Origin of the sequence: Aliivibrio salmonicida LFI1238 (assembly GCF_000196495.1) — a bacterium.
Classification (GTDB): domain Bacteria; phylum Pseudomonadota; class Gammaproteobacteria; order Enterobacterales; family Vibrionaceae; genus Aliivibrio; species Aliivibrio salmonicida.
Map to the genome: position 1 here is coordinate 1736776 of NC_011312.1, position 24373 is coordinate 1761148.

At 36.3% G+C, this 24373-nt stretch carries 31 protein-coding genes and 1 pseudogene; 18 read left to right on the forward strand and 14 right to left on the reverse strand.

Annotated elements, in window-relative coordinates:
• Positions 1-7 precede the first annotated feature (7 nt).
• The 3 genes from VSAL_RS22790 to mtnK all read left to right on the forward strand — a co-directional run bounded on the left by VSAL_RS22790 (position 8) and on the right by mtnK (position 3227).
• Positions 8-1014 (forward strand): IS630-like element ISVsa8 family transposase gene (locus VSAL_RS22790; protein WP_085941784.1). Its coding sequence is split into 2 segments (ribosomal slippage): positions 8-386 and positions 386-1014, totalling 1008 coding nucleotides; the frame shifts between segments, so codons are not numbered across the junction.
• 86 nt (positions 1015-1100) lie between these two features.
• Positions 1101-2051 carry a metallophosphoesterase family protein gene (locus VSAL_RS08680; protein WP_012550269.1) on the forward strand — a complete coding sequence of 317 codons (951 nt, stop codon included), beginning with the start codon at positions 1101-1103 and terminating at the stop codon, positions 2049-2051.
• Positions 2052-2057: 6 nt separating this feature from the next.
• A complete protein-coding gene (gene mtnK / locus VSAL_RS08685; RefSeq protein WP_012550270.1) occupies positions 2058-3227 on the forward strand; it encodes an S-methyl-5-thioribose kinase in 1170 nt (389 codons plus the stop codon).
• A 62-nt stretch (positions 3228-3289) separates the two neighbouring features.
• Here the strand turns inward: mtnK and VSAL_RS08690 are convergent, their stop codons facing one another.
• A complete protein-coding gene (locus VSAL_RS08690; protein WP_173362140.1) occupies positions 3290-4936 on the reverse strand; it encodes a methyl-accepting chemotaxis protein in 1647 nt (548 codons plus the stop codon).
• 233 nt (positions 4937-5169) lie between these two features.
• Between VSAL_RS08690 and VSAL_RS08695 the strand changes: the two genes are divergently transcribed.
• The 3 genes from VSAL_RS08695 to VSAL_RS08705 all read left to right on the forward strand — a co-directional run bounded on the left by VSAL_RS08695 (position 5170) and on the right by VSAL_RS08705 (position 7096).
• Complete coding sequence (locus tag VSAL_RS08695; protein WP_012549047.1) at positions 5170-6126, forward strand: IS30-like element ISVsa7 family transposase; 957 nt, start codon at positions 5170-5172, stop codon at positions 6124-6126.
• Positions 6127-6320: 194 nt separating this feature from the next.
• The gene (locus VSAL_RS08700) at positions 6321-6596 is read left to right on the forward strand and encodes a type II toxin-antitoxin system TacA family antitoxin (RefSeq protein WP_044583260.1); all 276 of its coding nucleotides are present in this window, start codon (positions 6321-6323) and stop codon (positions 6594-6596) included.
• The gene (locus tag VSAL_RS08705; RefSeq protein ID WP_012550273.1) at positions 6593-7096 is read left to right on the forward strand and encodes a GNAT family N-acetyltransferase; all 504 of its coding nucleotides are present in this window, start codon (positions 6593-6595) and stop codon (positions 7094-7096) included. Before VSAL_RS08700 ends, VSAL_RS08705 begins: the two co-directional genes overlap by 4 nt.
• Positions 7097-7384: 288 nt before the next feature.
• Here VSAL_RS08705 and brnA read toward each other — a convergent pair whose 3' ends face one another.
• The 12 genes from brnA to VSAL_RS08765 all read right to left on the reverse strand — a co-directional run bounded on the left by brnA (position 7385) and on the right by VSAL_RS08765 (position 15533).
• Positions 7385-7630, reverse strand: coding sequence for a type II toxin-antitoxin system BrnA family antitoxin (gene brnA, locus VSAL_RS08710; RefSeq protein ID WP_012550274.1), 246 nt, complete (start codon positions 7628-7630; stop codon positions 7385-7387).
• Complete coding sequence (locus VSAL_RS08715; protein WP_012550275.1) at positions 7620-7883, reverse strand: BrnT family toxin; 264 nt, start codon at positions 7881-7883, stop codon at positions 7620-7622. Before VSAL_RS08715 ends, brnA begins: the two co-directional genes overlap by 11 nt.
• A gap of 179 nt (positions 7884-8062) precedes the next feature.
• Entirely contained in the window at positions 8063-9181 is a 1119-nt protein-coding gene (gene gapS4b, locus VSAL_RS08720) for a GapS4b family protein (protein ID WP_012550276.1), read from the reverse strand.
• Positions 9174-9482 carry a hypothetical protein gene (locus VSAL_RS08725; RefSeq protein WP_012550277.1) on the reverse strand — a complete coding sequence of 103 codons (309 nt, stop codon included), beginning with the start codon at positions 9480-9482 and terminating at the stop codon, positions 9174-9176. Before VSAL_RS08725 ends, gapS4b begins: the two co-directional genes overlap by 8 nt.
• Entirely contained in the window at positions 9464-10126 is a 663-nt protein-coding gene (locus VSAL_RS08730) for a hypothetical protein (protein ID WP_012550278.1), read from the reverse strand. The genes VSAL_RS08725 and VSAL_RS08730 overlap by 19 nt, the downstream gene beginning before the upstream one ends.
• 180 nt (positions 10127-10306) lie before the next feature.
• Positions 10307-10621, reverse strand: a complete 315-nt coding sequence (locus VSAL_RS08735) for a helix-turn-helix domain-containing protein (RefSeq protein WP_012550279.1) — start codon at positions 10619-10621, stop codon at positions 10307-10309.
• Positions 10608-10940 (reverse strand): type II toxin-antitoxin system RelE/ParE family toxin, encoded by a 333-nt coding sequence (locus tag VSAL_RS08740; protein ID WP_023603298.1) that lies wholly within the window; start codon positions 10938-10940, stop codon positions 10608-10610. Before VSAL_RS08740 ends, VSAL_RS08735 begins: the two co-directional genes overlap by 14 nt.
• Before the next feature lie 208 nt (positions 10941-11148).
• A complete protein-coding gene (locus VSAL_RS08745) occupies positions 11149-11598 on the reverse strand; it encodes a hypothetical protein (protein WP_044583261.1) in 450 nt (149 codons plus the stop codon).
• A 164-nt stretch (positions 11599-11762) separates the two neighbouring features.
• Complete coding sequence (locus tag VSAL_RS08750; RefSeq protein WP_012550282.1) at positions 11763-12218, reverse strand: hypothetical protein; 456 nt, start codon at positions 12216-12218, stop codon at positions 11763-11765.
• Between the two features lie 144 nt (positions 12219-12362).
• Positions 12363-13109: a hypothetical protein gene (locus VSAL_RS08755; RefSeq protein WP_012550283.1), complete on the reverse strand. Its 747-nt coding sequence runs from the start codon at positions 13107-13109 to the stop codon at positions 12363-12365.
• Positions 13110-13785: 676 nt separating this feature from the next.
• On the reverse strand, positions 13786-14532 hold the full coding sequence (locus tag VSAL_RS08760; protein WP_012550285.1) for a hypothetical protein: 747 nt from the start codon (positions 14530-14532) through the stop codon (positions 13786-13788).
• Positions 14533-14651: 119 nt separating this feature from the next.
• Complete coding sequence (locus VSAL_RS08765) at positions 14652-15533, reverse strand: IS982-like element ISVsa6 family transposase (RefSeq protein WP_012548944.1); 882 nt, start codon at positions 15531-15533, stop codon at positions 14652-14654.
• A 152-nt stretch (positions 15534-15685) separates the two neighbouring features.
• Between VSAL_RS08765 and VSAL_RS23835 the strand changes: the two are divergent.
• From VSAL_RS23835 to VSAL_RS08800, 9 genes and pseudogenes are all read left to right on the forward strand, one after another.
• Positions 15686-16009: pseudogene (locus tag VSAL_RS23835) on the forward strand (transposase); the annotation flags it as partial.
• Between the two features lie 280 nt (positions 16010-16289).
• Positions 16290-16601: an IS66 family insertion sequence element accessory protein TnpA gene (gene tnpA / locus VSAL_RS08770; protein ID WP_012549601.1), complete on the forward strand. Its 312-nt coding sequence runs from the start codon at positions 16290-16292 to the stop codon at positions 16599-16601.
• Positions 16598-16945 carry an IS66 family insertion sequence element accessory protein TnpB gene (gene tnpB / locus VSAL_RS08775; RefSeq protein ID WP_012548924.1) on the forward strand — a complete coding sequence of 116 codons (348 nt, stop codon included), beginning with the start codon at positions 16598-16600 and terminating at the stop codon, positions 16943-16945. Before tnpA (VSAL_RS08770) ends, tnpB (VSAL_RS08775) begins: the two co-directional genes overlap by 4 nt.
• A gap of 71 nt (positions 16946-17016) precedes the next feature.
• Entirely contained in the window at positions 17017-18504 is a 1488-nt protein-coding gene (locus VSAL_RS08780; RefSeq protein ID WP_012549008.1) for an IS66-like element ISVsa2 family transposase, read from the forward strand.
• Positions 18505-18664: 160 nt separating this feature from the next.
• Positions 18665-19015, forward strand: coding sequence for a PTS transporter subunit EIIC (locus tag VSAL_RS24075; RefSeq protein WP_269447604.1), 351 nt, complete (start codon positions 18665-18667; stop codon positions 19013-19015).
• Positions 19012-19986: a PTS sugar transporter subunit IIC gene (locus tag VSAL_RS08785; protein ID WP_269447605.1), complete on the forward strand. Its 975-nt coding sequence runs from the start codon at positions 19012-19014 to the stop codon at positions 19984-19986. The genes VSAL_RS24075 and VSAL_RS08785 overlap by 4 nt, the downstream gene beginning before the upstream one ends.
• A gap of 2 nt (positions 19987-19988) precedes the next feature.
• A complete protein-coding gene (locus tag VSAL_RS08790) occupies positions 19989-20951 on the forward strand; it encodes a N(4)-(beta-N-acetylglucosaminyl)-L-asparaginase (RefSeq protein WP_012550286.1) in 963 nt (320 codons plus the stop codon).
• Positions 20952-20965: 14 nt separating this feature from the next.
• Positions 20966-21271: a PTS sugar transporter subunit IIB gene (locus VSAL_RS08795; RefSeq protein ID WP_012550287.1), complete on the forward strand. Its 306-nt coding sequence runs from the start codon at positions 20966-20968 to the stop codon at positions 21269-21271.
• A gap of 10 nt (positions 21272-21281) precedes the next feature.
• On the forward strand, positions 21282-21602 hold the full coding sequence (locus VSAL_RS08800) for a PTS lactose/cellobiose transporter subunit IIA (protein WP_012550288.1): 321 nt from the start codon (positions 21282-21284) through the stop codon (positions 21600-21602).
• Between the two features lie 36 nt (positions 21603-21638).
• On the opposite strand, the gene VSAL_RS23525 is transcribed toward VSAL_RS08800, so the two are convergent.
• Entirely contained in the window at positions 21639-21791 is a 153-nt protein-coding gene (locus tag VSAL_RS23525; RefSeq protein WP_158306879.1) for a hypothetical protein, read from the reverse strand.
• Between the two features lie 182 nt (positions 21792-21973).
• On the opposite strand from VSAL_RS23525, the gene tnpA (VSAL_RS08805) reads away from it, so the two are divergent.
• The 3 genes from tnpA (VSAL_RS08805) (at position 21974) to VSAL_RS08815 (ending at position 24191) form a co-directional block, all read left to right on the forward strand.
• On the forward strand, positions 21974-22288 hold the full coding sequence (gene tnpA / locus VSAL_RS08805) for an IS66 family insertion sequence element accessory protein TnpA (protein ID WP_012548925.1): 315 nt from the start codon (positions 21974-21976) through the stop codon (positions 22286-22288).
• A complete protein-coding gene (tnpB, locus tag VSAL_RS08810) occupies positions 22285-22632 on the forward strand; it encodes an IS66 family insertion sequence element accessory protein TnpB (protein ID WP_012548924.1) in 348 nt (115 codons plus the stop codon). The genes tnpA (VSAL_RS08805) and tnpB (VSAL_RS08810) overlap by 4 nt, the downstream gene beginning before the upstream one ends.
• A gap of 71 nt (positions 22633-22703) precedes the next feature.
• Positions 22704-24191, forward strand: coding sequence for an IS66-like element ISVsa2 family transposase (locus VSAL_RS08815; RefSeq protein ID WP_012549088.1), 1488 nt, complete (start codon positions 22704-22706; stop codon positions 24189-24191).
• Positions 24192-24373: the final 182 nt, after the last annotated feature.

The window sequence follows — 24373 nt, forward strand, 5'->3', positions numbered from 1 at the left end:
TATCATAATGAAAGCAGTTAATCCTTTAACAGACAATGAAAAAATAACCCTAAAAGAAGCGATCGCTAATCATCCAAAAAATAGAGTAAGAATACGAGCACATGCGATTATTCTCAGTGATAAAGGCTACTCTATTTTAGCGTTAACTGATATTTTAGACGCTAAATTTGAGACCATATCGTCATGGATAGACCATTGGGAAGCCTGTGGAATGCTCGGATTGTATGACGCTGTTCGTATAGGTAGAAAACCTATTTACACAGAAGCAGAAGTATATCGTTTGAAGTCATTGGTTGATGAAGAGCCACATCAACTTAAACGAGCACAAGCAATACTTGAAGAAGAAACAGGTAAAAAATCCAGCTTAGACACTATTAAACGAAATATAAAAAAAGTGATTACAGTTACAAAAGAGCCCGACACTCATTAAAGTTAAAGCGTGACGATATGAAATTCAATAATTTCAGTAATATATTGAATTCATTGATTGAAATGGAACGTACGAATAAATGTGAACTCTTTTATTTTGATGAGTCAGGCTTTAGTCAGAAATCTAATCTTCCTTATTGTTGGGGACCTATCGGTGTTCAATCGCTAAGGCCTGCTCATTCACACAGCAAACGGCTCAATGTTCTTGGCTTCTTAAGTAGACAAGGTAAATTGAGTTTTCAAACAACGGAAGGAAGAGTAACTACCGATACAGTAATTGATGCATTTGAGCACTTTATCAACGCACGAAAAAACGATAAGCCATGCTTTATTATCTTAGATAATGCCTCTTTTCATAGGTCAGCAAAATTTAAACAAAAATTGCATGAGTGGTTGATGAATGATGTATTAGTTTGTTATCTACCACCGTACTCTCCAGAGCTCAATATCATTGAGATATTGTGGAAGAAAGTAAAATATGAATGGTTACCATGTGAAGCGTTCAAAACGTTTGAAGACCTCAGTATTAACATCAAAAACATATTAAATTATTACGGCGAAAAATTCACAATAACTTTTGCGTGACTACTTATAACTGCATTTATTATATTATTTGGACTTATTATTTTTTCTCTAGGCATTAAAAATGAAAAATTAACGAGGGTCAATTGATGGCAGCAGGTAGAATATGTCCTTTAAATTATCGAATTAATTTAAAGGACATAAAAGAATCAACATCAACTTCTTGTGAAACTATCTATATTATTGGTGGTTTATACGGAAACTGGGCAGCTCTCAATACGATTTTGCAACGAAAGAGGCAAGAAGAAGCAGAAAATAACTCGACGATCACTTTACTATTTAATGGGGATTTCAATTGGCTAAACTCTACGAGAGAAACATTTAAATCGATTAACCAAGAAGTGTTTAAGCACTTAGCATTAAAAGGAAATGTTGAATGTGAGATAGCGACACCAACACAAGGGGCTGGTTGTGGTTGCGCCTACCCAGACTCTATTTTAGATCAAACGGTAACCCATTCGAATAATATAATAAAAAAATTACAAAAAATCGCAGCTTATAATCAAGAAATAATTGCAAAATTAGCTGAGTTACCAAGCTTTCTCAATGTATCTGTTGGTGAGTTAAAAATCACTGCATTACATGGTGATCCAGATTCTATTGCTGGTTGGGGCTTAGGAATAGATGCAATGCCACCTATCGGACAAAATAGTAAATGTATATCATCATGGTTCACTCAAACTGAGGCAGATGTTTTTGCTTGTAGTCATACTTGCCTACCATTTATACAAGATTTTGACGATCGTCTAGTCGTTAATAATGGTTCAGCAGGAATGCCAAATTTTAAAAAAAATCTATCCGGTATCATTACTCGAATTAGTACCTATAAAACTAACCTCCCTACCCTCTATGGAACTAAATTGAAAGATTGTTATATAGACGCAATAGCAATTGATTGGAACTCAGAATGGGATGATTGGTTTATTCAACATTGGCCCTCAGGCTCTCCGGCATCGTCATCTTATTATTCTCGCTTTATTGATGGCCCTGACTTTACAATTGCTCAAGCGATCCGATTAAACACAACGAAGAAGATTTAATAATTAATGAATAAATTCATCCCATTAAGTAAGAAACACGCTATATTATTTGTTACTAATAATATACCCAATGTATCACTACCATCATTAATGAACGTTGAAGAAATCAGTGATGGAAATCTAAATATAGTTTATCGTATTTCGGATCCTACAAATAAAAAAAGCTATATAGTCAAACAAGCGCCGCCTTATATTAGAATTATGGGCGAAGGCAGGCCTCTTACCCAAGATAGAATAAAAATTGAGTTCAATGCTCTCTGCTATTTTAAAAAATACAGTGAAAAAAATATCGTGTCTGTATTACACTTTGATGAAAAATTATCAGCTATCATAATGGAGGACTTATCTAACTTTAAGATTTGGCGACAAGTTTTGATTGATAATAAATCATTCACATCTAGGGCTCACCATATAGGCTCCTGTATGGCTGATATTTATTACCATAGCTCAGATTTTTATTTATCAACTAAAGATAAAGAGCAACTAAAAGAAACATTTAACTCCCCAGCGATGTGTGCAACTACAGCAGAAGTTTTCTTTTCTGACCCATACTATGATTGTGATAGAAATAATATAAACCCAAAAATAATGGATTTAGTAATAACGCTTTGGAATCATGATGAGTTAAGAAAAGAAATTACTTCATTAGAGCATAAATTTAATTACAATACAGAGGTATTATTACATGGAGATTTTCATACTGGTTATATTATGGTGTCAGAAAAAGAATGTAAATTAATAGATGCAGAGTTTGCTTTTTTTGGTCCTATTGGTTTTGATATTGGTTCATTGATTGGGAATTTATTTTTAAGTTATTGCACTAAAATTAACAATCAAGATAATTCCCATATTCACTCTCTTACTGAAATAGTTATACTATGGCAAACTTTTAGCCATAAATTTAAGAACAAAGCAACGACCCAATCAAACGAAACAGTCATAGATTCATTCTTAAATAATGTTTGGAAAGATACTTTAGGATATGCGGGTACAGAAATGGTCCGAAGGACTATCGGCGTAGCTAAAGTTAGTGATTTTGATATAATTAAATCTCCTATCGATTTGGAGTACTCACAACGATTATCTCTTATTATAGGTCAATTTTTAATATTGAATCTTCATAAGATTAGGAACCCTAATGAACTTTTAAATAGCATTAAATCATTAAAAATTTAATGCTATTTAGGATAAAAGCTCTTGTAACTAAAGTTATAAGAGCTTTTTTATAATACGGCTAATTACACTTTGAAAAATTCTAATTCTTTCTTTTGTGATACAGCTAATTGTGACAATTCTTTAGCTGATTGTTGCGTTTGATTAATAGCCGCCACATTCTGATTCACTAAATCAAATGTATTACTAACATTAAGTCCAATTCTTTCTGTAAGAGTGAATTGTTCTTGAGACGTACTTGCTACCAAAGCATTCATTTTGGAAATTGATTGAACTGAATTCTCAATATAACCAAAAGATGATTTAACGTTTTCAGATAGAGCAACTAATTCTTGGATAAGCTCTACATTACTTATCATATTATCGTTTGCTCTTTCAGATTGAGCTTGCAATTGAGCAATAATTTCTTGAATACTTTGTGTTGATTCTTGAGTTTTAGAAGCAAGGTTACGAACTTCATCTGCTACAACAGCAAAACCACGGCCATATTCACCAGCACGAGCAGCTTCAATCGCGGCATTTAACGCTAATAAATTAGTTTGATCAGAAATAGAACTAATAACAGCTGTCACTTCACCAATATCCATTGCATTAGTTTTTAACTCCGCAATCATACTGGCTGTTTGTTGTACTGATTCATTAATTTTTTGTGTTAATAAAATCGATTCATCTAATGTTTTATTTCCTTGGGATACACTATCAATTGCTTTACTGACTTCTTCTTCAGCGTGAACAGCATTAGAAGTCACCTCTCTTGAAGTTGTCGACAACTCACTGATTGCATGTGAAATTTCTTCGACTTGTGCTAATTCATATTGAGCATTACTTGCCGTATTTTGCATAACAATAGTTAATTGCTCAGATGAAGTAGCTACATGAGTTGATATATCACTACTATTTCTAATTGCAGCTCCGACTTTTTTGTTCAAAATAATTAAAGAATGATATATGCCTACAGCGTTCGACGAATGATGAAAATCTTGAGATAAATTGCCCTCTGATATTTTTTTAATCATCTCAGATAATTCCCATGGTTCACCACCTAAAGATATTCTAAAACTGCGTTCAATAATAAAACCAATAAGTAAAGACATAGTTAAAGCAAAAGCACTAAGTAATAACATTAGCTGTTGAAAACCACCGACGACATTTCTGGCTTCAAAAGTTAAAACCTGATTATGCTCTTCCTGATATTCAATAAACTCATTAATTACTTTCAACCATTGAATAAAGGCAGGGCGTGCAGAGTCAAGGATGGTATCTGTCATTACAGAGTCTGATTTTTTATCGTTAATAATACGATCAACAAGAGGCAGTGTTTGCTTTTGAATTCTATTAATCTCAGCTAAAATACTTTGTTCTTTTTCTGTAAATACTACACCTTGTGAGTGCATTTCATTCATCTTAGTTTCAGATTGAAGGTAGAATTCTTTTAATTTATTAATTTCTTGTTCTAGTTTGTATATCTCTTGTGGCGTTCGTGCTATGGCAATATCTCTAATCGCTATAGCACGGTCATGAACACTACCACGGTAATTGATGGCATAACGCTGTTTAACTGAGTTTACATCCGTCATTTCAGTTAATGTATGATCGATAGTATTAACTTTTTGTATTCCTAAAACAGTTAATAACAACATTAAAAATAAAGTTATGCCAAAGCCAATAATAAGCCTGCTTCTAATTGTTAATTTTGAAAGACTATCCATAATTTGTTTTCCGTTTAATCATCTATGTTATATAGAAAGATGATTATCTTACTCTATAACTAACAAATTTAATATACAATCTCACTAAAAACAAAGGTGTCACGGTTAAAATACAATTAAGACTATATTAGATATTTGTTCCTAGGTTCCAAGAATAACCGACACACTTTGGTATAGATTTGAGAGTCAGTTGCCTATAAGCTTCAAGCTCTCACACAATCAACTAAGGTAACCCCATGGGATACCAATATAAGCAACTGACACTAGGTGAAAGATACCAGATTGAAGCGTGGAATACACATAGTATTTCTGCTCGTGAAATAGGACAAAAATTAAAACGGAGCAATGGCTCCATTTCAAAGGAACTACGACGTTGTCCTGCTGGAAGCTATTCTGCCGAGCAAGCGCATAAACACGCTTTCCAAAAAAGAACACTTTCGATTAAGCACACAAAATGCAGCCAAAAGAATAAAAAAATAATTCACCTATATCTTCAGCTTGGTTGGAGCCCAGAGCAAATATCTGGACGAATGCGTAGAGAAAAAATAGAAAATACAATATGTTGCAGTACTATTTACAACGCAATTAAAAGAGAGCAGTGGCAAAGGATGCTTGCTCGAAAAGGCAAAAAATACAAACAACGCAAAGGTGTAGAAGCAGGAGCAAGACTCATTCCTAACCGCATTGATATATCTCAACGCCCTGCTATTGTCGATGATAAATCTGAGGTTGGTCACTGGGAAGGTGACACTGTTTATGGTCAAGACGGGTATTTAGTAACGATGGTAGAACGAGTGTCTAAGCTATTAGTTACGTGCAAAGTACGCAATAAATCCAAAAAGGCCGTTACTCGCGGGATAAATCGCATGATGAAGCCCTTTAAAGAGCTTTGCAAAACAATCACATTTGATAATGGCGGAGAGTTCGCAGGTCATGCTAAGATAGCTAAGCATCTGAACTGTGACATTTATTTTGCTAAACCTTACCATTCTTGGCAACGAGGTTTGAATGAAAATACCAATGGTTTACTAAGACGTTTTTTCCCAAAGGGAATGGCCATTGGAGAACTTACTGCAAAAGAGATTAAACAGGCAGAGTTTTTGATTAATTCTCGACCTAGAAAGACATTAAATTTTCTGAGTCCGAGCGAGTTTTTAAACGGTAAGAGTGTGTCGGTTATTGTTACGATCTAGCCTTTACTACTATACAATCATACTTAAAATTGACGCCTTAAAACGAGAAACACCCGACAACCTGAAATTGCCGAGTGTGGTAAACCGTATTAATGCGATTATTAACCGCGTGCCAAAGTGACACAACACTTGTCAGCGCATAATAATTAAACTACAATTCACTTGTGCCACTTTGACACTGAATGGAGATTATTATGGCTACTGCATTACCCCGTATTACAGCACGTGTAGATATTGATACACAAGAACTACTGTCTCAAGCTGCGGCCATTGCCGGTATGTCTAGCATTAACTCATTTGTGCTTAGTGCGGCTGTAGAAAAAGCAAAAACTATTATGGAACGTGAACGAGCCCTACAACTAAGCCAGCAAGATGCTATGACGTTAATGACTGCGTTAGACCAACCAGCTAAACCAAATAACAAATTACAAAAAGCCGCTTCACGTTATATGGATAAAACTCAAGAATGAATACTGTCCAATTAGAAAAAGCTAAACATGACCGAAACCGTTTTGATTGTGGCATTACCGCACTCAATAATTACTTAAAAGTTATGGCAAGCCAACAAGCTAAGAAAGACAATACTCGTACTTTTGTTCTTGAAGATAAACAATGTCCTGAGCACATTATTGGTTATTACACATTAACAATGACACCAATTGATATTCAGGATTTACCTCCTAAATTACAAAAGAAACATCACAGTGTAACTTCTGGTGGTTTGATTGCTCGCTTAGCCGTTGACCATAGATACAAAGGTCAGAGGTTCGGTGAATGGCTTTTGATTGATGCACTTAGAAAGCTATTAATGGCAAGTGAAACAGTCGCCTTCCCTGTTGTCATTGTTGATGTAAAAGATGGCGCTGAGTATTTCTATGAAAAATACGGATTTACCGCATTCAAAGACGCTGATAACAAACTGTTTATTACAATTGCAGACATTAGAGCCAGTATCGGTGAATTAATTTAAACCAAGAAGCAGTTAACGAGACTGTAGGACTTCTCCCTCGCCCATTCTCAACCAAGATCCTATTCACATTTCATCATAATAGAAGCTTGAACACACCAATAACTAATCTCCCAGAGCTTGGAAGTATTAGTAATAAAAAGCCTCTGCCTTGAAGGGAAGCCCAAAAAACTCGCTATTATTGCCTGTGTTAGAAAAATAATTCAATGATACGAGGTGCTGTCATGTGGAATGAAAACCACGCTAAAATTTAGTTATTGACACCATAGTCGTTTGTTAACCGTTTTTATATCAGTGACTTGCTGTGTGATTCGCCGCTACACTTTCTAACCTTTCCGCTAACCAAACTTTAATAATCGATTGGCGAGTTACACCTATACGATTCGCTTCACGATCTAATGATTCGATCATCCATGTTGGAAAATCAACATTTACTCGTTTTTGACTTTGCATTGGACGCTTAGATTTAGATAAATCTAAATCGCCTAGAATATCGTCGCCATCGTCAAATTTTGCATCAAATTCATTAGCTTTCATAAACCTTTACCTCACCTTTTCTTGAGCGTCGAACAGAAATTATTCGGATATTTTGACCTCGATATGTAATAACGCCTGTCCAATGTTTACCATTAAGCATTGCGATTACGACATATCTTGGTTCATCGTGAGTATTTACTGGGATCTCGATTAAATCTGGGTCATTCCAAAGCAATTGAGCTACATTGAAATCCACACCATGTTTTTCAAGATTCGAGCTACTCTTAACTTCATCAAATTCAAAATTAACCATAGAGTTAAAAATATACCATTATTACTCAAAAGGCAACTTTCGATGATGCTTCGAAAAGACGGTTAACGTCTGCATAACACGTTTACTACTATGCGATTATACTTAAAATTAACGCCTTAAAACAATAAACACCCGACAACCTAAGATGCCGAGTGTAGTAAATCGTGTTGATCCATTTGTTATGCGTGCGGTTGTGATTTATATGAATATTTATTATATAGCTCTAATTTCTTAGACTCCAAGAATTTAAGTATTTGAAGTTTAATTTTTGATTTATTCTCATTAGCTAATTTCTGTTGTATTTTTAGATTATCAACTTCCATCATTAATTCACTATTACTTTCCATATCTTGGAAGTACAGATTGATAACACAAGTACCTTGATGTTTATCATCATTTAACTCATGACTAGAGCTAACACTATATAGTTTAAGATGTTTTTTTAATTCAGGCTTAAATAAATACATACTTGAATCTAAATTTTCACCTTTAAACATTAAGTCTTTAATTTTCTTTTCAAACCACTCAATTTCTGGTGGCTTATTACCTTTTACATTTTCATCTGGAGAAAAATAGACTTTTTTAATATCCTTATAATACAAATACATCTCTTTTGATTTAGCCAATTCAATAAGGAAATTTATTCTATTTTCATTGGTAAAATCACCAAAAAGTATTTGTTGCATCGCCTCTTCTGATACATAGTTATTTTCTTTTAAATGCTTATGAACTCGTCGAGACACTTTATTAATAACATTTAAACTTTCCTTTGATGAATGCTTAACTGTTAGGTTTAAGTCAATATTATTATATTCATCAAGTTTCATTTCGATTGAACAATGATGATAAGTAATATCATCACCAAAATTTTTAGTTTTATCATTTCGTTTAATTACAATTTCAGCAATTAAATGATTAGGATCTTTACCTTCACCAGCTAATGAGAATGTAGGATCATTATCAATTGACGATATACCAAAAGGATCATCAATTAAATCAGAAAAATCAAAGTCATGAGGAATTGCATCAACTAATGTTTCCTCACTATTCCATTGTAATTTCCGTGTTTGAACTTTAGGGTTTTCTTCTTTTGTTTGTATGGACTCTTTAAGTGTCTCAAATTCTTCAGGAGAAACACCTGTTTTAACCAAAAGAGGCCCCAAAACTTTCTTATCGTTTGAAGAAGAGAAATTACCTCTTCTTTTTAAAATTTCACGGATATCAGCAGCTTTAATCATTGGATTGCCAATAAACTGTCTTAAATAATCACCAGTTGGAATAAAAAACAAATCAGACATTAGCTAAACTCCTAAAGTTAGGCTTATAGTTTCCTAAAGTGATATTTAGTTCAGCTTCATGAGCGGCAAGAACTTTTCTCTTAATCCGATCATGATCATCTGGGAAGTAATCTGATGTTAAAATTTCCACATCACTTACACTATCATTTGTATTTTTTCTACAATACGTAATCAATTTAGAAAGATTACTCTCGGTAAAATCATCTATTGAGGCAACTAAAAATTTACAAGTTTCATGTTCTCCTATTTTCTTTTTAAGTAGAAATGGAATGAACCGGCTAGTTAAAAACTCAACTTGCATTTTTTATCATGTTGCATGATTGTAGAATCAGCAATATTCATACCCGTCAAAGGATGATAAAAATACCACTCCCAATCAGAATAATGGCTTTCAATGTATGTCAATACATTGAGAATAAAAGAAACCTTTCTATTATCAACAACATATAGTTCTTTTATATCATAATCGTTCATAAAACGACTTGTTTGTAGTTTGATTGTAAAATCAAAATCTTCAGGATCTTTACTAGAGATATAAAATAACACTGGAATGTCGTTAATCTGCTTACACCCTTTATATCCAAGATTAACTTCTCGACGTTCGCTAGAACGTTGAAAACATTCAGTTGTATGGACTAAGTCGCTTATGTAACCTTTAAATTTTTGAGTTGCAGAAGATGGATATTTACTATCTTTTAGATGCTTTACTGAGATGACTAAATGGTTCAATGTATCTGATTCTAATGAAGATTTGTAAGATACCTGAAAATCTATGCCATGCTGAGTTTTCTCTCCATTTTTAGCGGTAGGCAGAGCATGCTTCTTAGGTTTAATGCATTGAAAATAAACGCCTTTAGGAGGCATTCCCCAGCCAATTTTATTGAAAAAGTTTTCTGCAATACTTTCACCAACTTCACCAATCGATTTAGAACGTTCACCAGCCACAATAATTCCTTATAATTATATAACCCTATGATTATAATGGATAAGCAATACTTACTGCTACTATTAATACGTAAGTCTGTCGACAAGCACGCATAACGCCGCATTAAGGTGTGAGCGGCGCTTGGCTATACTTGAGCGAAGTGAAACCGCCAAGCGTTGGAATCACTCTTAAATTGTTTGTTATAGCTCAGCGATGTGTGACAGGGTTTCTGGATGACGCTGAACCAATTTTAAAAGGGTTACCGCTTGTCCATTTGGTGCGCTACGCCCTTGTTCCCAATTTTCTAATGTACGAGATGATGTATGCAGTAAATGTGCAAACACACCACGAGACATATTAAATTGTTCACGAATACTCACGATTTCATTAGGTGAAATATCTAACTCACTGAAATCGTTAACTTGATGAGTTTTAAGGGTTAACTTACCCTCAGAATGTTCTTTAGCCTCAATAATAGCTGAACTTAACTCTGTAAATAGGTCACGATTGCTCATTACGCCACGCCTCCATAAAAGCCTTTAATTGTTTCTTTTGGTCTGCGGTTAAATCGGACATTTCATTCTTGCCATAAATTGTCAGCAAGTAGAAACGACGTTTTTCATCGAGGAAGTAATAGATAACACGAGAGCCACCACGCTTGCCCTTGCCTTTACTTGCAACTCGAATCTTTCGCAAACCACCTGTACCTTGAATCACATCACCCTGTTTCGGATTAGACATTAATTCAGCTTGAAAAAGTCTAAACTCTTCATCGCTGAGATACTCATTACGGTACTTTTCAAATATGGTCGATTCGACAAATATACTTTTCATATGTAAAGTATACGCAAGTAACATACAGATAGCAAAACTGTACGTTATTAACGTAGTTAATTTTTTGAAAGCGATGCTAACCTGAGCTATAACGCCGCGTTAAGTGGTGAGCAACGCAGACCACCGCACCTAAACCATTGTGCCGTAAACACTAAACCTGAATTAAACCGAAAATGCCGAGCGTTGGGAATCCGTCTTAAACGCTTTGTTATGTTTCTTGATTTTCGAAAGGCTCATTTCTGGTGACCTTATGAAAGTGAGGGTTGGCTAAAAAGCCAAGAATAGAAAAGAAGATCATTAGGGCAGCCAAAACAGAAAAGAGCTCAAGCCAACTATATAGTGCATCAAAACTACTCGATATCAGAGACTCTTTTTGTATTGCCAATTTACATTTAGCATAGGTTTCGTCTTGTAAATTACAAATCATAGAATCAAATGATTCATATTGTTTTTGTGTCGAAAACTCAACCTCATATTTTAGCTTATAAGCTTCACTCTCAATTGGTATAGCAAGTGTGAAAACTTGTTGCACTGATATTATACATAGAGTTGCTAAAGCAAGCCCCCCTTTGAAAAGAGTTATGTAACCTGCACGGCTAGTAAGCATATGCACTAAATATTCAACCTGTAACACCAAAAAATCCATAGCCTTATTCATTATCATGTCCTTAGTAAATACTGGATACCGCCTGAAACATAACGCCCAATTAAGGGGTGAACAACGCCTCCACCCAAATCTAAAGTATTGTGCCGTAAACGCTAAATTTGAAGTAGAAGCAAAAATGCCGAGCGTTGTTAATTCCTCTTAAATTGCTTGTTAGGCTACAGCTTTCTCAACTTCACCTTTACATCTTTGGTATCTAGCCCCAAACACTTTGCTATTGTAAGGCGGTGACGTCCATTCCCGTCTATGTAATATTTACCGTTGGATAGTATAACCCTCGGCAACTCGTCAATATCATTTGGATTAACAAGTATATTTTCAAAATCTTGAATTGAAGTAAATCCTGTGAAATGATCTTGCTTCTTTAGTGTCTCTAAACTGTCTAGCCAAGTATCGTAGTTATCTCCCTTATTTATACCTGCTAGCTCACTTAGGTTAATTTTAGCTTCTACTTCACTAAACTCTTCTTCCAACCAAACAGTCTCGAAATGATACCCTTTTATTTTATCGATATCATTTGACAGGTTTAAACATTCAAGTTTCTGACTCGTGGTCATTCTTTCTAGCGCCGCTGAATTCGCACCATATTTCTTGCCAAATTGTGAAAAATCCATTTTTTATTCCAATGTTGATTTGTAGCCTAACGCCCAATTAAGGTGTGAAGCACGCGACCTCAACACTTAATTTGACCACCGTAAACACTAAACTAAACCCAAACCAAAAACGCCAAGCGTGCTGAATCACTCTTAAATTGCTTGTTAGCGTACATATACTCCCGACGACTCTTTTAATGCGTCTCTGAGTTCTCCAATCAACTTTAGGTACTGCTCATGACTACCAATTGCCTGCCCTGTGCAGTTTACATTCCCATGTATATCAGTTGATTGATTAGTGTGTTTCTTCCAAAAAACCGACATAGAACTAAAATGACCTTCATCTTGAAGTTTATAAATAGCTGTCAACAAATTTGAATCTAAAACCATTCCGTAAACATTTACAACACGATCTAATCCATTTAAACCTCTAAGAATTGAAGTTGAAAATATCATTTTCCAATTAAAGCTCTCCCCTACCGTTACCAATTCGGTAGGTTTGTCATCAAAGCACATACCTTGAGCTTTGCTTAAATTTTCAGGTTTAAGCAACGTAGTTAAACTAATCGCCCCTTTAGCAAGGGGATAACCCTGTATTGCTAATAGCTCCTCGTGAGTTGCATATTCCGTATACAACCAGCGAAACGGCTCGAGTAAATGTTGAATACTCTCTTCTACTTGAGTCTCAATTAACATACCAATTCGAGCTTCATCGGCCACTTTTTCGCGTTGATTCTGAATCTGTATGTAGGTGAGATGTAGTGAGTAAATGGATGACAAACCAATGATCACAAGCAGAAGTTTACCTCGGTAACGTAATTTACCTTTTAAGTCTATCGTGTTTCCAAAAATACCTACAGTTGCTGCTATTGCAGAGAATATTATAGGTACATAATTTAATATGTCGTCCATGAATTACCTTCGCTATTTTCAATGATATACGCTTTGTACGCTAACGCCGCATTAAGTAGTGAGCAACACTATCACCTTACTAAACCATTGCACCGTAAACACAAAACTCAACTTGAATTGAAAACGCCGAGTGTTGCGAATCTGTCTTAAATGCCTTGTTAGGTTACCTACATGATGCCGCCAAAGTTTAGCACCAAGATGCTGAATTGGTTACAAAACTACTGGCTTTCGACGCAGAAGTAAAACTGAAAACTACGAAACTCAAACCCAACTAACAAAACGAACTTGGCTAAGAAGCTACATACGCTAAAAACCACAGTTCGAAGTATTTTTACTGGCAAAGGATTCGTTCGACCAACCTTACAACCAAGTACGACTAAAACCAATATTCACGGATTAGCCACCAAGAAAAAGAAGCCACACCAAAGGACTATCACGAAAAAGTTAGAACCAGTAAGTGACAACCCAACCGCGAACGCTTCCCATATAGTGCCACCGGAAAGTTCCTGTGATTAGCAAACCAACAGGTGCAAAGCACAATAACCAGACAAGCTCTCGAAATAAAACCCCTTTTCTACTCTTGTAAACTAACTCCACATTAAGGTGTGAGCGACGCTTGGCTATACTTGAGCGAAGCGAAACTGCCAAGCATTGCGAATCACTCTTAAATGCATTGTTAGCTTAATTTTACGTAAACACTTATTTTTTTGTACGCCTTTACAGTAGTCGGCTTAACTCCTCTTTGGTACCAATCAAGATATTTGCAAGTACCTTGAATCTTGTACTCTGACGCTTGTTGAATTGCGCTATTTCTAGGGTGCTTGAACCTTTTATTAAAACCAAATGAGAAACATGCTATTGCCTTCCTACTTGCTGATTTCGGAATGGCACTGTCAATGACCTCAGCGCCATGGTGGCATGCCATTAAAGCATTATAATTTGCTGACATTTGAATTTTAGGTAAATACTTAAAGCATTTATCTCCCGTAAAAAGATAGTTTTTCTTCGGCAAGTTTAGAGAGTATGAAATTCCACTATTGTTTGAATCATTGTCAATCCAGTTAGCATGTCCTTGAAGTCTCCCTCCATTGGCTAGCTTCAACTTAATATAGCCACAATTTTTACTTGAGTGAGGGACGATGTAGAATCCTTTACAAGCATCCATTACTTCCAAAATAAACTGAAGATTAGTTATAGTTAGATATTTATCAGAGATTGTATTTTTGCATTCTTGATTAAACGCCTCTATGTTAAGAGGAAAAATAAAATATTCAGATAATATCTTACTCTTGACATAATAATTAGCTAAAACATTATACCTTTCGATTATGTTTAATCTATTAAATCTATTAAATTTATTAGATTTTAATGAGTTTAGTTTTCTATTAAAGTCACGAATATTGGTCTTGCCTTTTCCATGCAAATACGAGTAATGGTCTGTATCGAAGTGAGTAATAAAAGTAAAACAGTCTCTTTCAAAAGACTTATGCCAAATCTGGTTAGTTAGAATATATGTAACCTGAATTCTGGATAAAACATGCTTTAAGCGAGGATTAGTTCAAATTCACATTCTGATAGCTTAATTCGTGGCTTTTGTTTTTTTAAACAATAAGCCACAACGCCTGAAATTACATTTAGCATGAAACCAGTCACGCTACGATGACGGCTATGTTCAATTTGAGAGATATTCTTCAATTGGTCATTTATCGTTTCGATAATGTATCTCTTTGATAACATAGCCTTATCAAAAGCACTTATCTCTTTTGCTTTCATGTTTTTTCGCGAGGTAGTCACTAAATCGACATCAGAGTTCTTTAAGCTCTCACTCAACTTTTTACCTATGTACCCTTTATCAGCGTACAATTTCCCCGAGAGTTCTTTGCATAAATCAGGTACAGGAGTCCTATCATTTACATTGCCAGCTGTGATTTTCAGCGAAATAATTTCTCCAAGATGGTTAATCAATAAATGAAGTTTGAAGCCGAAAAACCATCCCATGGTACCTTTTCCTCTTTTCGCAACACCATCAAAGACTTTATGGCGAGGAATTCGAATGTTATGGCATACTTTAAGACTCGTGGAGTCAACAAAAGCAATGCCAGTCGGCTTACCTTTGATAGATTGAAAATAGGCACACATTGGGGCGATTAGGCTAGGCATTTTGCTCACAAATCGAGTGTAGCTAAGTAAATTTGGAAAGTATCCTTTCCAATATTGATGAACTAACCCGATATAGAAGTTCTTGAAATCTCTATGATTTGATTGATGAAAAGCGATGACAATAGTCATACATTCACTAGTAGACATTACTGACTGACGTTTTCTTTTTCTCTCACTAGCCTCAACAAGGTATTTTTCCCATTGAGATAAGAATTGATAACAAAAATCATCGACATCACAAAATATATCAACTAATTTATTCATCTTGCCCACCTTTTAAAATACGTTCAAATAATTCTTGGTCGAAAGATCTGATCGTTAGGTGGGCAATTAGTTCAGCCTTATCCAGAATTCAGGTTAGTTAGATATTGGTTAGAGTGTTGTTACCTGAGTTAATTAAACCTTTTCCTAAAACTACATTCTTGATTGACGATTCAGCAGCTGAAACATGGAAATGTACGACATATCATGGCAAGTACGGCAGAGGCTTTCAGTATTCAAATATTGCTATAGAGACCGCACTGATGATAAAAGGGATATTTTCCCTCCCTGAATACGTTTCAGAGCTTTATTAACTCGATTTTCAAACTAATGGAAGTACCGTTAGCATCCCCTGACTATACTTGAATTCGCAAGCGTTCAAAGATGATAGAAGTAAAGTCTCGGGGCAGCGTTCGTCATATAGTCATTGATTCAAGAAGTCTGAAATATTTGGAGATGGAGCTTATGATACAAAAGAGTTCAATAAAGTACTGTAACGAAAATAATGTTTTCAACCCTTGATCATACTTTATCGCTATTAGGTTATTTGATACACCTAAACGCCCAGCTTACTCGACCAACCTCCAAAGTCCTCTTTTTCATGAAAGAATCTATCAAATTGATCACCTTTAGCTAGCTCAAAGTAATATTTTGATCTTAATCACAACCGAAATAAATGTAAGCGTGCGGGGAACTACACCTAACAAATAAAATTCATTATGCGTATCTTACGATCTTTCATTTAACGAGAACGTAATTATGCAAAAAGATAAAAAGAGAACACCAGAGCAATGGCACGCTCTATTTGAATCTCAGCAATCTAGCAAGCTTAGTGCCGCTGAATTTTGTAGTAACCATAATATTCTGCCAAAGACATTTAGTGCACGTAAAGCACGATGGAAACAAAAGATTAACGCTTCTACTTTCTTGAAAGTAGAAGCGTTAACATCAACTATCATCGCCACTCCACAATTACCAGATATTCAACTTTCTATCGGAAAATTGCGATTAACATTGCCAGCTACTGAACCTCACTGGATAGGACTCTTATTAAAAGGGTATCAATCATGAATGTATTTACTGATGTTTCCACCATTTATCTTCATCGTGATTTTGTCGATTTTCGCAAGGCCATTAATGGCCTTGTCGTGATTGTTGAGCAAGAAATGCAACTATCACCGTTTAGTGATGCTCTATTTATATTTTGCAATAAGCCTCGTGATAAACTCAAAATATTGTATTGGGATAAAACAGGATTCGCTTTATGGTACAAGCGATTAGATGAAGACCGCTTCAAATGGCCACGAAATATAAATAACGATACGTTAGCATTATCAGAGCAGCAACTGACACTGCTATTACAAGGTTTTGATATCTTAGGACATCAACCGGTACATTATCAAACAACCCTTTAAATAGTTGATTCTCAGTCAAGAATAGGAGGCAACCGATTGATTACCTGTATTATCGTTATATAGTCATCTACATGACTGATAAAATAAAACCACTTCCTGATACCATTGACGAGCTGAAAGCACTTGTGCTTCAGCTTGAAAATAAATATAACCGTCTTCTAGAGCAATTTCGACTGGCTCAACATCAGCGCTTTGGTAAAAGCAGTGAATCTGACTCGACTCAATTTGATTTATTCAATGAAACAGAAGAAGAAATCATCATTGAAAATGATGACACACAAACGATTACCTACACTCGTCAAAAGCCAAAACGCCAACGCTTACCTGAAGACTTACCGCGTACTGTTATTATCCACGACATAAAAGATAAAACTTGTAAGTGTTGCGGTCTAGAGATGCATGCGATGGGTAAAGACATCAGTGAAAAGTTGGAATTTGTACCAGCTAAAGTGGAAGTTATTCAACATGTTCGTCCTAAATATGCTTGCCGAAATTGTGAAAAAAACAATACTTCAGTAGACATTAAACAAGCCCCAATGCCAGCGTCACCAATCCCTAAAGGGATTGCGACCGCAAGTTTACTTGCTCAAATTATTACGGCTAAATTTCAATACAGTCTTCCACTTTATCGTCAAGAAACGTTATTTCAGCAATGGGGTATCATTATTGGACGGCGAACGATGGCGGATTGGTTAATAAAATGCTCGGTACTATTTACCCCTCTTAATAACGAGTTACATCGTATTTTGCTTGAACAACCCACTCTGCATTGTGATGAAACAACGGTAAATGTGTTGGATGTTGAAAAAGCAAAATGTTATATGTGGGTCTACTGCTCTGGCTATGATTCTCCAGGCTCTGGTGTTTTGCCTGGAATTGTACTTTATGATTATCAATCTAGCAGGCATGGCTACCATCCAGTTAACTTTTTAAAAGGTTATAACGGGTATTTACATACCGATGGTTACCAAGGTTATGAACAAACTGAAGCGATTTTAGTTGGCTGTTGGGCACACGCACGTCGACGATTTATTGAGGCTCAACGTGTTCAAGTAAAAGGGAAAACAGGGAGTGCAGATTGGGTATTGAGTAAAATCCAAAAGCTATACCGGATCGAATCGTTATTAAAAGAGGCTTCCCCTGAAGCCAAGTATGTTGCTAGGCAGACAGAAGCCCGCGATTTACTTAAAGAGCTCCGTGATTGGCTTGATAGCGCAGTTAGTCGAGTATCACCTAAAACAAAATTAGGTGAGGCGATTAGCTATACATTAAATCAATGGGATAAATTAGTTCGTTATATTGATGATGGATTGTTATCTATTGATAACAATCGAGCAGAGCGAGCGGTTAAACCGTTTGTTATCGGCCGGAAAAACTGGTTATTTTCGGGTTCAACGGCTGGTGCAGATTCAAGTGCAATGCTTTACAGCATTGTAGAAACAGCAAAGGCAAACGGATTAATCCCTTACGATTATATTAGGTATTGTCTAGATCGTTTATGTGTTGGATCGCCAGATATCGATTCACTTTTACCTTGGAATGTAAAAGACAAGGTGTAGTTCCCCGCACGCTTACAAATAAATAAAGTAATCATGTGAAACTAATAAAATTACAAGTGTGACATACACCTTGTTTTAGCTTTTAATATGTTGATAGCATCATATAAACAAAAAAATAGTTCCACATGATTGCAACTTAATATTACTAAAGTAGGTTCTTATGAAAAGTGTCATGAGTTTTATTGAAAGTAGACTGATGCCAATCGCTGGTAAAGTCGCACAGCAACGCCATTTAGGTGCCATCCGTGATGCGTATATTTCATTTATGCCATTCATCATTGTTGGCTCAATTCTTTTAGTTATCAGTTCTTTTCCTAGTACTGCATACAAAGAATTTATGATCTCTATGTTTGGCGAAAACTGGGGAAATAACATTGAAATTCCGTTTTCAGTTATCTTCTCTGGTATGTCCATATTTATTTCATTCTTAGTCGCTTACCGTCTCGCTGAACGTTATAATTTAGACAAAATTTCGACAGGTATCCTTTCCCTATCCGCTTTTTTATATTGACCCCTTTTGCGAACGATCCTGATATTGGTACTGTGATCCCAACAGAATGGTTAGGCTCCCGTGGCTTATTTGTTGCTATGATTGGTGCATTAGTTTGGACTGAAATATTCAAATGGTTTATTGACCGAAAAATCACAATAAAAATGCCTGACGGTGTGCCTCCTGCGGTTGAAAAATCCTTTGCTGCTTTAGTTCCTGCTACCGTAATTATGTGCCTTGCTTTAGCTATTCGATTAAGTTTTGCAACCACTGAGTATGGCACTATTCACCAATTCATTTATGACATGGTCGCAACCCCTATTCGCTCTTTTGGTACCTCTTATTTTGGGGCAATGCTTACCGGTCTGGCTATTACATTATTATGGTCTGTTGGTATTAACAGTGGTTCTATGGTTAACGGGATCATGCGTCCTATATGGGCAGAAAACCAACAAGACAACCTAACAGCTGTCGCTAATGGATTAACTCCCCCACACGTAATTACAGAGCAATTCTTCGATCTTATTTGGATGGGAGGAGCAGGCGCTACATTATCACTTATGATTGCAGTATTACTCTTTGCTCGATCTCAACATGTACGCCAAGTGGGTAAGTTAGCCATTGGCTCATCAATTTTCAACATTAATGAACCCGTTCTGTTTGGCCTACCAATCATAATGAACCCAATCATGTTGATCCCTTTTAATCTTGTTCCAATGATATTAATTACAACACAGTACATTGCAATGTCATCAGGCTTAGTTGCCACAACGACTGGCGTCTTTATCCCTTGGACTTTGCCTGCGGTCTTCTCTGGTTTTATTGTAACAGCTAGTATTTCTGGCGCTGTAATGCAGGTAATTAATCTGGCGATTGGTGCCATGATTTACTTACCATTTTTACGAATTATTGATAAACAATACCGTTCTCAAGAAACCCCTATTGTTTCGGAAGAACCGACACCTTCTGAAGCTACTTTAGAGAGAGCATAATAATGAATGAATCTAAATGGGGAATAATTGCTACTTGGCGTATGGCATTTGATGGGATCAGTGATGGTGCTGCCCGTCTGAAAGAAAGCAAAACATCACAAGAAGCGGTGATTCAAGCGGTAAAAATAGTGGAAGATTATCCTTTTTATAAAAGTGTGGGTTATGGTGGTTTACCTAATGAAAACGGTGTTGTTGAATTAGACGCCGCTTTTATGAATGGGACAACAATGGCTATTGGTGCTGTTGCTAGTATACAGAACGTAGCGAATCCAATACTCGTTGCTGAAGCATTGAGTAATGAACGATTCAACAGCTTTATGGTTGGCTCAGGTGCCGAAAGTTGGGCGTTATCTCATGGCTTTGAAGAAAAAAACATGCTTACAGAGCGCGCAAAACAGCATTACGCTAAACGCTGTCAAGAAACCTTAGACCGAGGATTATCCCCTTACACTGGACATGATACGGTTGGTGTCGCTGCGGTTGATCTTAATGGTGAAATATCAGTAGCAACCTCTACCAGTGGCTTATTTATGAAACGTGCTGGCCGTGTTGGTGATTCTCCAATTTCAGGCTCTGGATTCTATGCAGATAGTGATATTGGCGCAGCTACCGCGACAGGGCTAGGCGAAGACTTAATGAAAGGTTGCGTCAGCTATGAAATAGTTCGACGTATGGGCAGTGGAATGACACCACAAGAAGCGGCTGAAAGTACCGTTAATGATTTAGAAAAAAAACTAAAAGAACGTTATGGCCGCTCTGGTGACCTTTCTGTTGTTTGTATTAACAAGGAAGGTGAATTTGGAGCTGCCACAAACATTGATGGCTTCTCGTTCTCTGTAGCGACTTATAAGCAACAACCAACGATATATACGTGTGTTCGTAATGGTGAGCACACAGAACACAGCATTGCTAGCCAAGAATGGTTAGATGCTTATCAAGCACGAATTACTGCACCTATTGTATAATTTTGGAGTTTAAAATGAAAAAGATCCTACTTATTTGTGATATGGGTATGTCTACTAGCTTAGTCGTTAAACGCATGCTTGAGCACGCAAAGAAAGAAAATATTGATGTGGAAATTGAAGCAAAAGGCTCTCAAGATTTTAATTCTGCTGCAACTGAATTTGATTGTTTTCTTATCGCACCTCAAATCGCTTATAAAATAAATGACTTCACCAATATTGCAAAAGAACATAATAAGCCTATCGCTCTCATCAACATGATGGATTACGGCATGACAAAAGGCGATAAGATCCTCGCTCAAGCATTAGATATGATGGACTAAGGCTAAAATTATGGATAGTGAAGAGTACGAAGAAAAAGTAATGATGCTGCTTGTTAATGCGGGATCTGCTCGTAGCCAATTAATGGAAGCAATGAGAGCCGCTCGTCAGAAGAATTTTGAACTTTCTGATAAGCATATTGAAGGTGCGCAAGCGGCATTAAAAGAAGCACACTCAATTCAAACTAGACTTATTGAATTTGATGAAGGAGAAGGAAAACTTCCCGTTCATATTGTGATGGTTCACGCTCAAGATCACCTTATGAACGCCGTTTTATTAATGGATATGGCCACAGAAATTATCTATTTGCATAAAGAACGAATGATTTCATAATAGATACATTTATAGGGGGGGGCAACTCCCCTATTTTCAGTAAGTTGATGCTATATAAGCGTGAGGGGTCAAATTTTTAAATTTCTTTCTTATAACTCTTTTATTTAAAATATCTTCGTATTCTAAAATTGTCGCTCCAAGACCTAATCTTCTATCAAATAGCTCTCCTACTAATAAATCAGGCATCATTTTTTCAAAATTTGCATCACTATTTATCTCAAAACCCGTGTGTATTTCGAACTCATTTAAGACTAATGCCGAGATATCTTGTGCTATTTGATTTGATGATGGTAAGCGTGCGGGGAACTACACCTAACAAATAAAATTCATTATGCGTATCTTACGATCTTTCATTTAACGAGAACGTAATTATGCAAAAAGATAAAAAGAGAACACCAGAGCAATGGCACGCTCTATTTGAATCTCAGCAATCTAGCAAGCTTAGTGCCGCTGAATTTTGTCGTAACCATAATATTCTGCCAAAGACATTTAGTGCACGTAAAGCACGATGGAAACAAAAGATTAACGCTTCTACTTTCTTGAAAGTAGAAGCGTTAACATCAACTATCATCGCCACTCCACAATTACCAGATATTCAACTTTCTATCGGAAAATTGCGATTAACATTGCCAGCTAATACTGAACCTCACTGGATAGGACTCTTATTAAAAGGGTATCAATCATGAATGTATTTACTGATGTTTCCACCATTTATCTTCATCGTGATTTTGTCGATTTTCGCAAGGCCATTAATGGCCTTGTCGTGATTGTTGAGCAAGAAATGCAACTATCACCGTTTAGTGATGCTCTATTTATATTTTGCAATAAGCCTCGTGATAAACTCAAAATATTGTATTGGGATAAAACAGGATTCGCTTTATGGTACAAGCGATTAGATGAAGACCGCTTCAAATGGCCACGAAATATAAATAACGATACGTTAGCATTATCAGAGCAGCAACTGACACTGCTATTACAAGGTTTTGATATCTTAGGACATCAACCGGTACATTATCAAACAACCCTTTAAATAGTTGATTCTCAGTCAAGAATAGGAGGCAACCGATTGATTACCTGTATTATCGTTATATAGTCATCTACATGACTGATAAAATAAAACCACTTCCTGATACCATTGACGAGCTGAAAGCACTTGTGCTTCAGCTTGAAAATAAATATAACCGTCTTCTAGAGCAATTTCGGCTGGCTCAACATCAGCGCTTTGGTAAAAGCAGTGAATCTGACTCGACTCAATTTGATTTATTCAATGAAACAGAAGAAGAAATCATCATTGAAAATGATGACACACAAACGATTACCTACACTCGTCAAAAGCCAAAACGCCAACGCTTACCTGAAGACTTACCGCGTACTGTTATTATCCACGACATAAAAGATAAAACTTGTAAGTGTTGCGGTCTAGAGATGCATGCGATGGGTAAAGACATCAGTGAAAAGTTGGAATTTGTACCAGCTAAAGTGGAAGTTATTCAACATGTTCGTCCTAAATATGCTTGCCGAAATTGTGAAAAAAACAATACTTCAGTAGACATTAAACAAGCCCCAATGCCAGCGTCACCAATCCCTAAAGGGATTGCGACCGCAAGTTTACTTGCTCAAATTATTACGGCTAAATTTCAATACAGTCTTCCACTTTATCGTCAAGAAACGTTATTTCAGCAATGGGGTATCATTATTGGACGGCGAACGATGGCGGATTGGTTAATAAAATGCTCGGTACTATTTACCCCTCTTAATAACGAGTTACATCGTATTTTGCTTGAACAACCCACTCTGCATTGTGATGAAACAACGGTAAATGTGTTGGATGTTGAAAAAGCAAAATGTTATATGTGGGTCTACTGCTCTGGCTATGATTCTCCAGGCTCTGGTGTTTTGCCTGGAATTGTACTTTATGATTATCAATCTAGCAGGCATGGCTACCATCCAGTTAACTTTTTAAAAGGTTATAACGGGTATTTACATACCGATGGTTACCAAGGTTATGAACAAACTGAAGCGATGTTAGTTGGCTGTTGGGCACACGCACGTCGACGATTTATTGAGGCTCAACGTGTTCAAGTAAAAGGGAAAACAGGGAGTGCAGATTGGGTATTGAGTAAAATCCAAAAGCTATACCGGATCGAATCGTTATTAAAAGAGGCTTCCCCTGAAGCCAAGTATGTTGCTAGGCAGACAGAAGCCCGCGATTTACTTAAAGAGCTCCGTGATTGGCTTGATAGCGCAGTTAGTCGAGTATCACCTAAAACAAAATTAGGTGAGGCGATTAGCTATACATTAAATCAATGGGATAAATTAGTTCGTTATATTGATGATGGATTGTTATCTATTGATAACAATCGAGCAGAGCGAGCGGTTAAACCGTTTGTTATCGGCCGGAAAAACTGGTTATTTTCGGGTTCAACGGCTGGTGCAGATTCAAGTGCAATGCTTTACAGCATTGTAGAAACAGCAAAGGCAAACGGATTAATCCCTTACGATTATATTAGGTATTGTCTAGATCGTTTATGTGTTGGATCGCCAGATATCGATTCACTTTTACCTTGGAATGTAAAAGACAAGGTGTAGTTCCCCGCACGCTTACAAATAGACTAAAGATGTACCTATAATTTAAAACAATAATGGATGCCGTTGATTGGACTGCATCCATTTTTTTATTAGTAACCTACATACTCTTGGTGATCTAAATATGGAGATCAATCGTAGTTAGTTTAGGACAACATATTGTTCCCATCACATACGAGACAGGA

Bases quoted from the DNA above. Each gene is read 5' to 3' on its own strand.
- VSAL_RS08680 (WP_012550269.1), top strand. From the start codon at position 1,101: ATGGCAGCAGGTAGAATATGTCCTTTAAATTATCGAATTAATTTAAAG.
- mtnK (WP_012550270.1), top strand. From the start codon at position 2,058: ATGAATAAATTCATCCCATTAAGTAAGAAACACGCTATATTATTTGTT.
- VSAL_RS08695 (WP_012549047.1), top strand. From the start codon at position 5,170: ATGGGATACCAATATAAGCAACTGACACTAGGTGAAAGATACCAGATT.
- VSAL_RS08700 (WP_044583260.1), top strand. From the start codon at position 6,321: ATGGCTACTGCATTACCCCGTATTACAGCACGTGTAGATATTGATACA.
- VSAL_RS08705 (WP_012550273.1), top strand. From the start codon at position 6,593: ATGAATACTGTCCAATTAGAAAAAGCTAAACATGACCGAAACCGTTTT.
- brnA (WP_012550274.1), bottom strand. From the start codon at position 7,630: ATGAAAGCTAATGAATTTGATGCAAAATTTGACGATGGCGACGATATT.
- VSAL_RS08715 (WP_012550275.1), bottom strand. From the start codon at position 7,883: ATGGTTAATTTTGAATTTGATGAAGTTAAGAGTAGCTCGAATCTTGAA.
- gapS4b (WP_012550276.1), bottom strand. From the start codon at position 9,181: ATGTCTGATTTGTTTTTTATTCCAACTGGTGATTATTTAAGACAGTTT.
- VSAL_RS08725 (WP_012550277.1), bottom strand. From the start codon at position 9,482: ATGCAAGTTGAGTTTTTAACTAGCCGGTTCATTCCATTTCTACTTAAA.
- VSAL_RS08735 (WP_012550279.1), bottom strand. From the start codon at position 10,621: ATGAGCAATCGTGACCTATTTACAGAGTTAAGTTCAGCTATTATTGAG.
- VSAL_RS08740 (WP_023603298.1), bottom strand. From the start codon at position 10,940: ATGAAAAGTATATTTGTCGAATCGACCATATTTGAAAAGTACCGTAAT.
- VSAL_RS08745 (WP_044583261.1), bottom strand. From the start codon at position 11,598: ATGAATAAGGCTATGGATTTTTTGGTGTTACAGGTTGAATATTTAGTG.
- VSAL_RS08750 (WP_012550282.1), bottom strand. From the start codon at position 12,218: ATGGATTTTTCACAATTTGGCAAGAAATATGGTGCGAATTCAGCGGCG.
- VSAL_RS08755 (WP_012550283.1), bottom strand. From the start codon at position 13,109: ATGGACGACATATTAAATTATGTACCTATAATATTCTCTGCAATAGCA.
- VSAL_RS08765 (WP_012548944.1), bottom strand. From the start codon at position 15,533: ATGAATAAATTAGTTGATATATTTTGTGATGTCGATGATTTTTGTTAT.
- tnpA (WP_012549601.1), top strand. From the start codon at position 16,290: ATGCAAAAAGATAAAAAGAGAACACCAGAGCAATGGCACGCTCTATTT.
- tnpB (WP_012548924.1), top strand. From the start codon at position 16,598: ATGAATGTATTTACTGATGTTTCCACCATTTATCTTCATCGTGATTTT.
- VSAL_RS08780 (WP_012549008.1), top strand. From the start codon at position 17,017: ATGACTGATAAAATAAAACCACTTCCTGATACCATTGACGAGCTGAAA.
- VSAL_RS24075 (WP_269447604.1), top strand. From the start codon at position 18,665: ATGAAAAGTGTCATGAGTTTTATTGAAAGTAGACTGATGCCAATCGCT.
- VSAL_RS08790 (WP_012550286.1), top strand. From the start codon at position 19,989: ATGAATGAATCTAAATGGGGAATAATTGCTACTTGGCGTATGGCATTT.
- VSAL_RS08795 (WP_012550287.1), top strand. From the start codon at position 20,966: ATGAAAAAGATCCTACTTATTTGTGATATGGGTATGTCTACTAGCTTA.
- VSAL_RS08800 (WP_012550288.1), top strand. From the start codon at position 21,282: ATGGATAGTGAAGAGTACGAAGAAAAAGTAATGATGCTGCTTGTTAAT.
- VSAL_RS23525 (WP_158306879.1), bottom strand. From the start codon at position 21,791: ATGATGCCTGATTTATTAGTAGGAGAGCTATTTGATAGAAGATTAGGT.
- tnpA (WP_012548925.1), top strand. From the start codon at position 21,974: ATGCAAAAAGATAAAAAGAGAACACCAGAGCAATGGCACGCTCTATTT.
- tnpB (WP_012548924.1), top strand. From the start codon at position 22,285: ATGAATGTATTTACTGATGTTTCCACCATTTATCTTCATCGTGATTTT.
- VSAL_RS08815 (WP_012549088.1), top strand. From the start codon at position 22,704: ATGACTGATAAAATAAAACCACTTCCTGATACCATTGACGAGCTGAAA.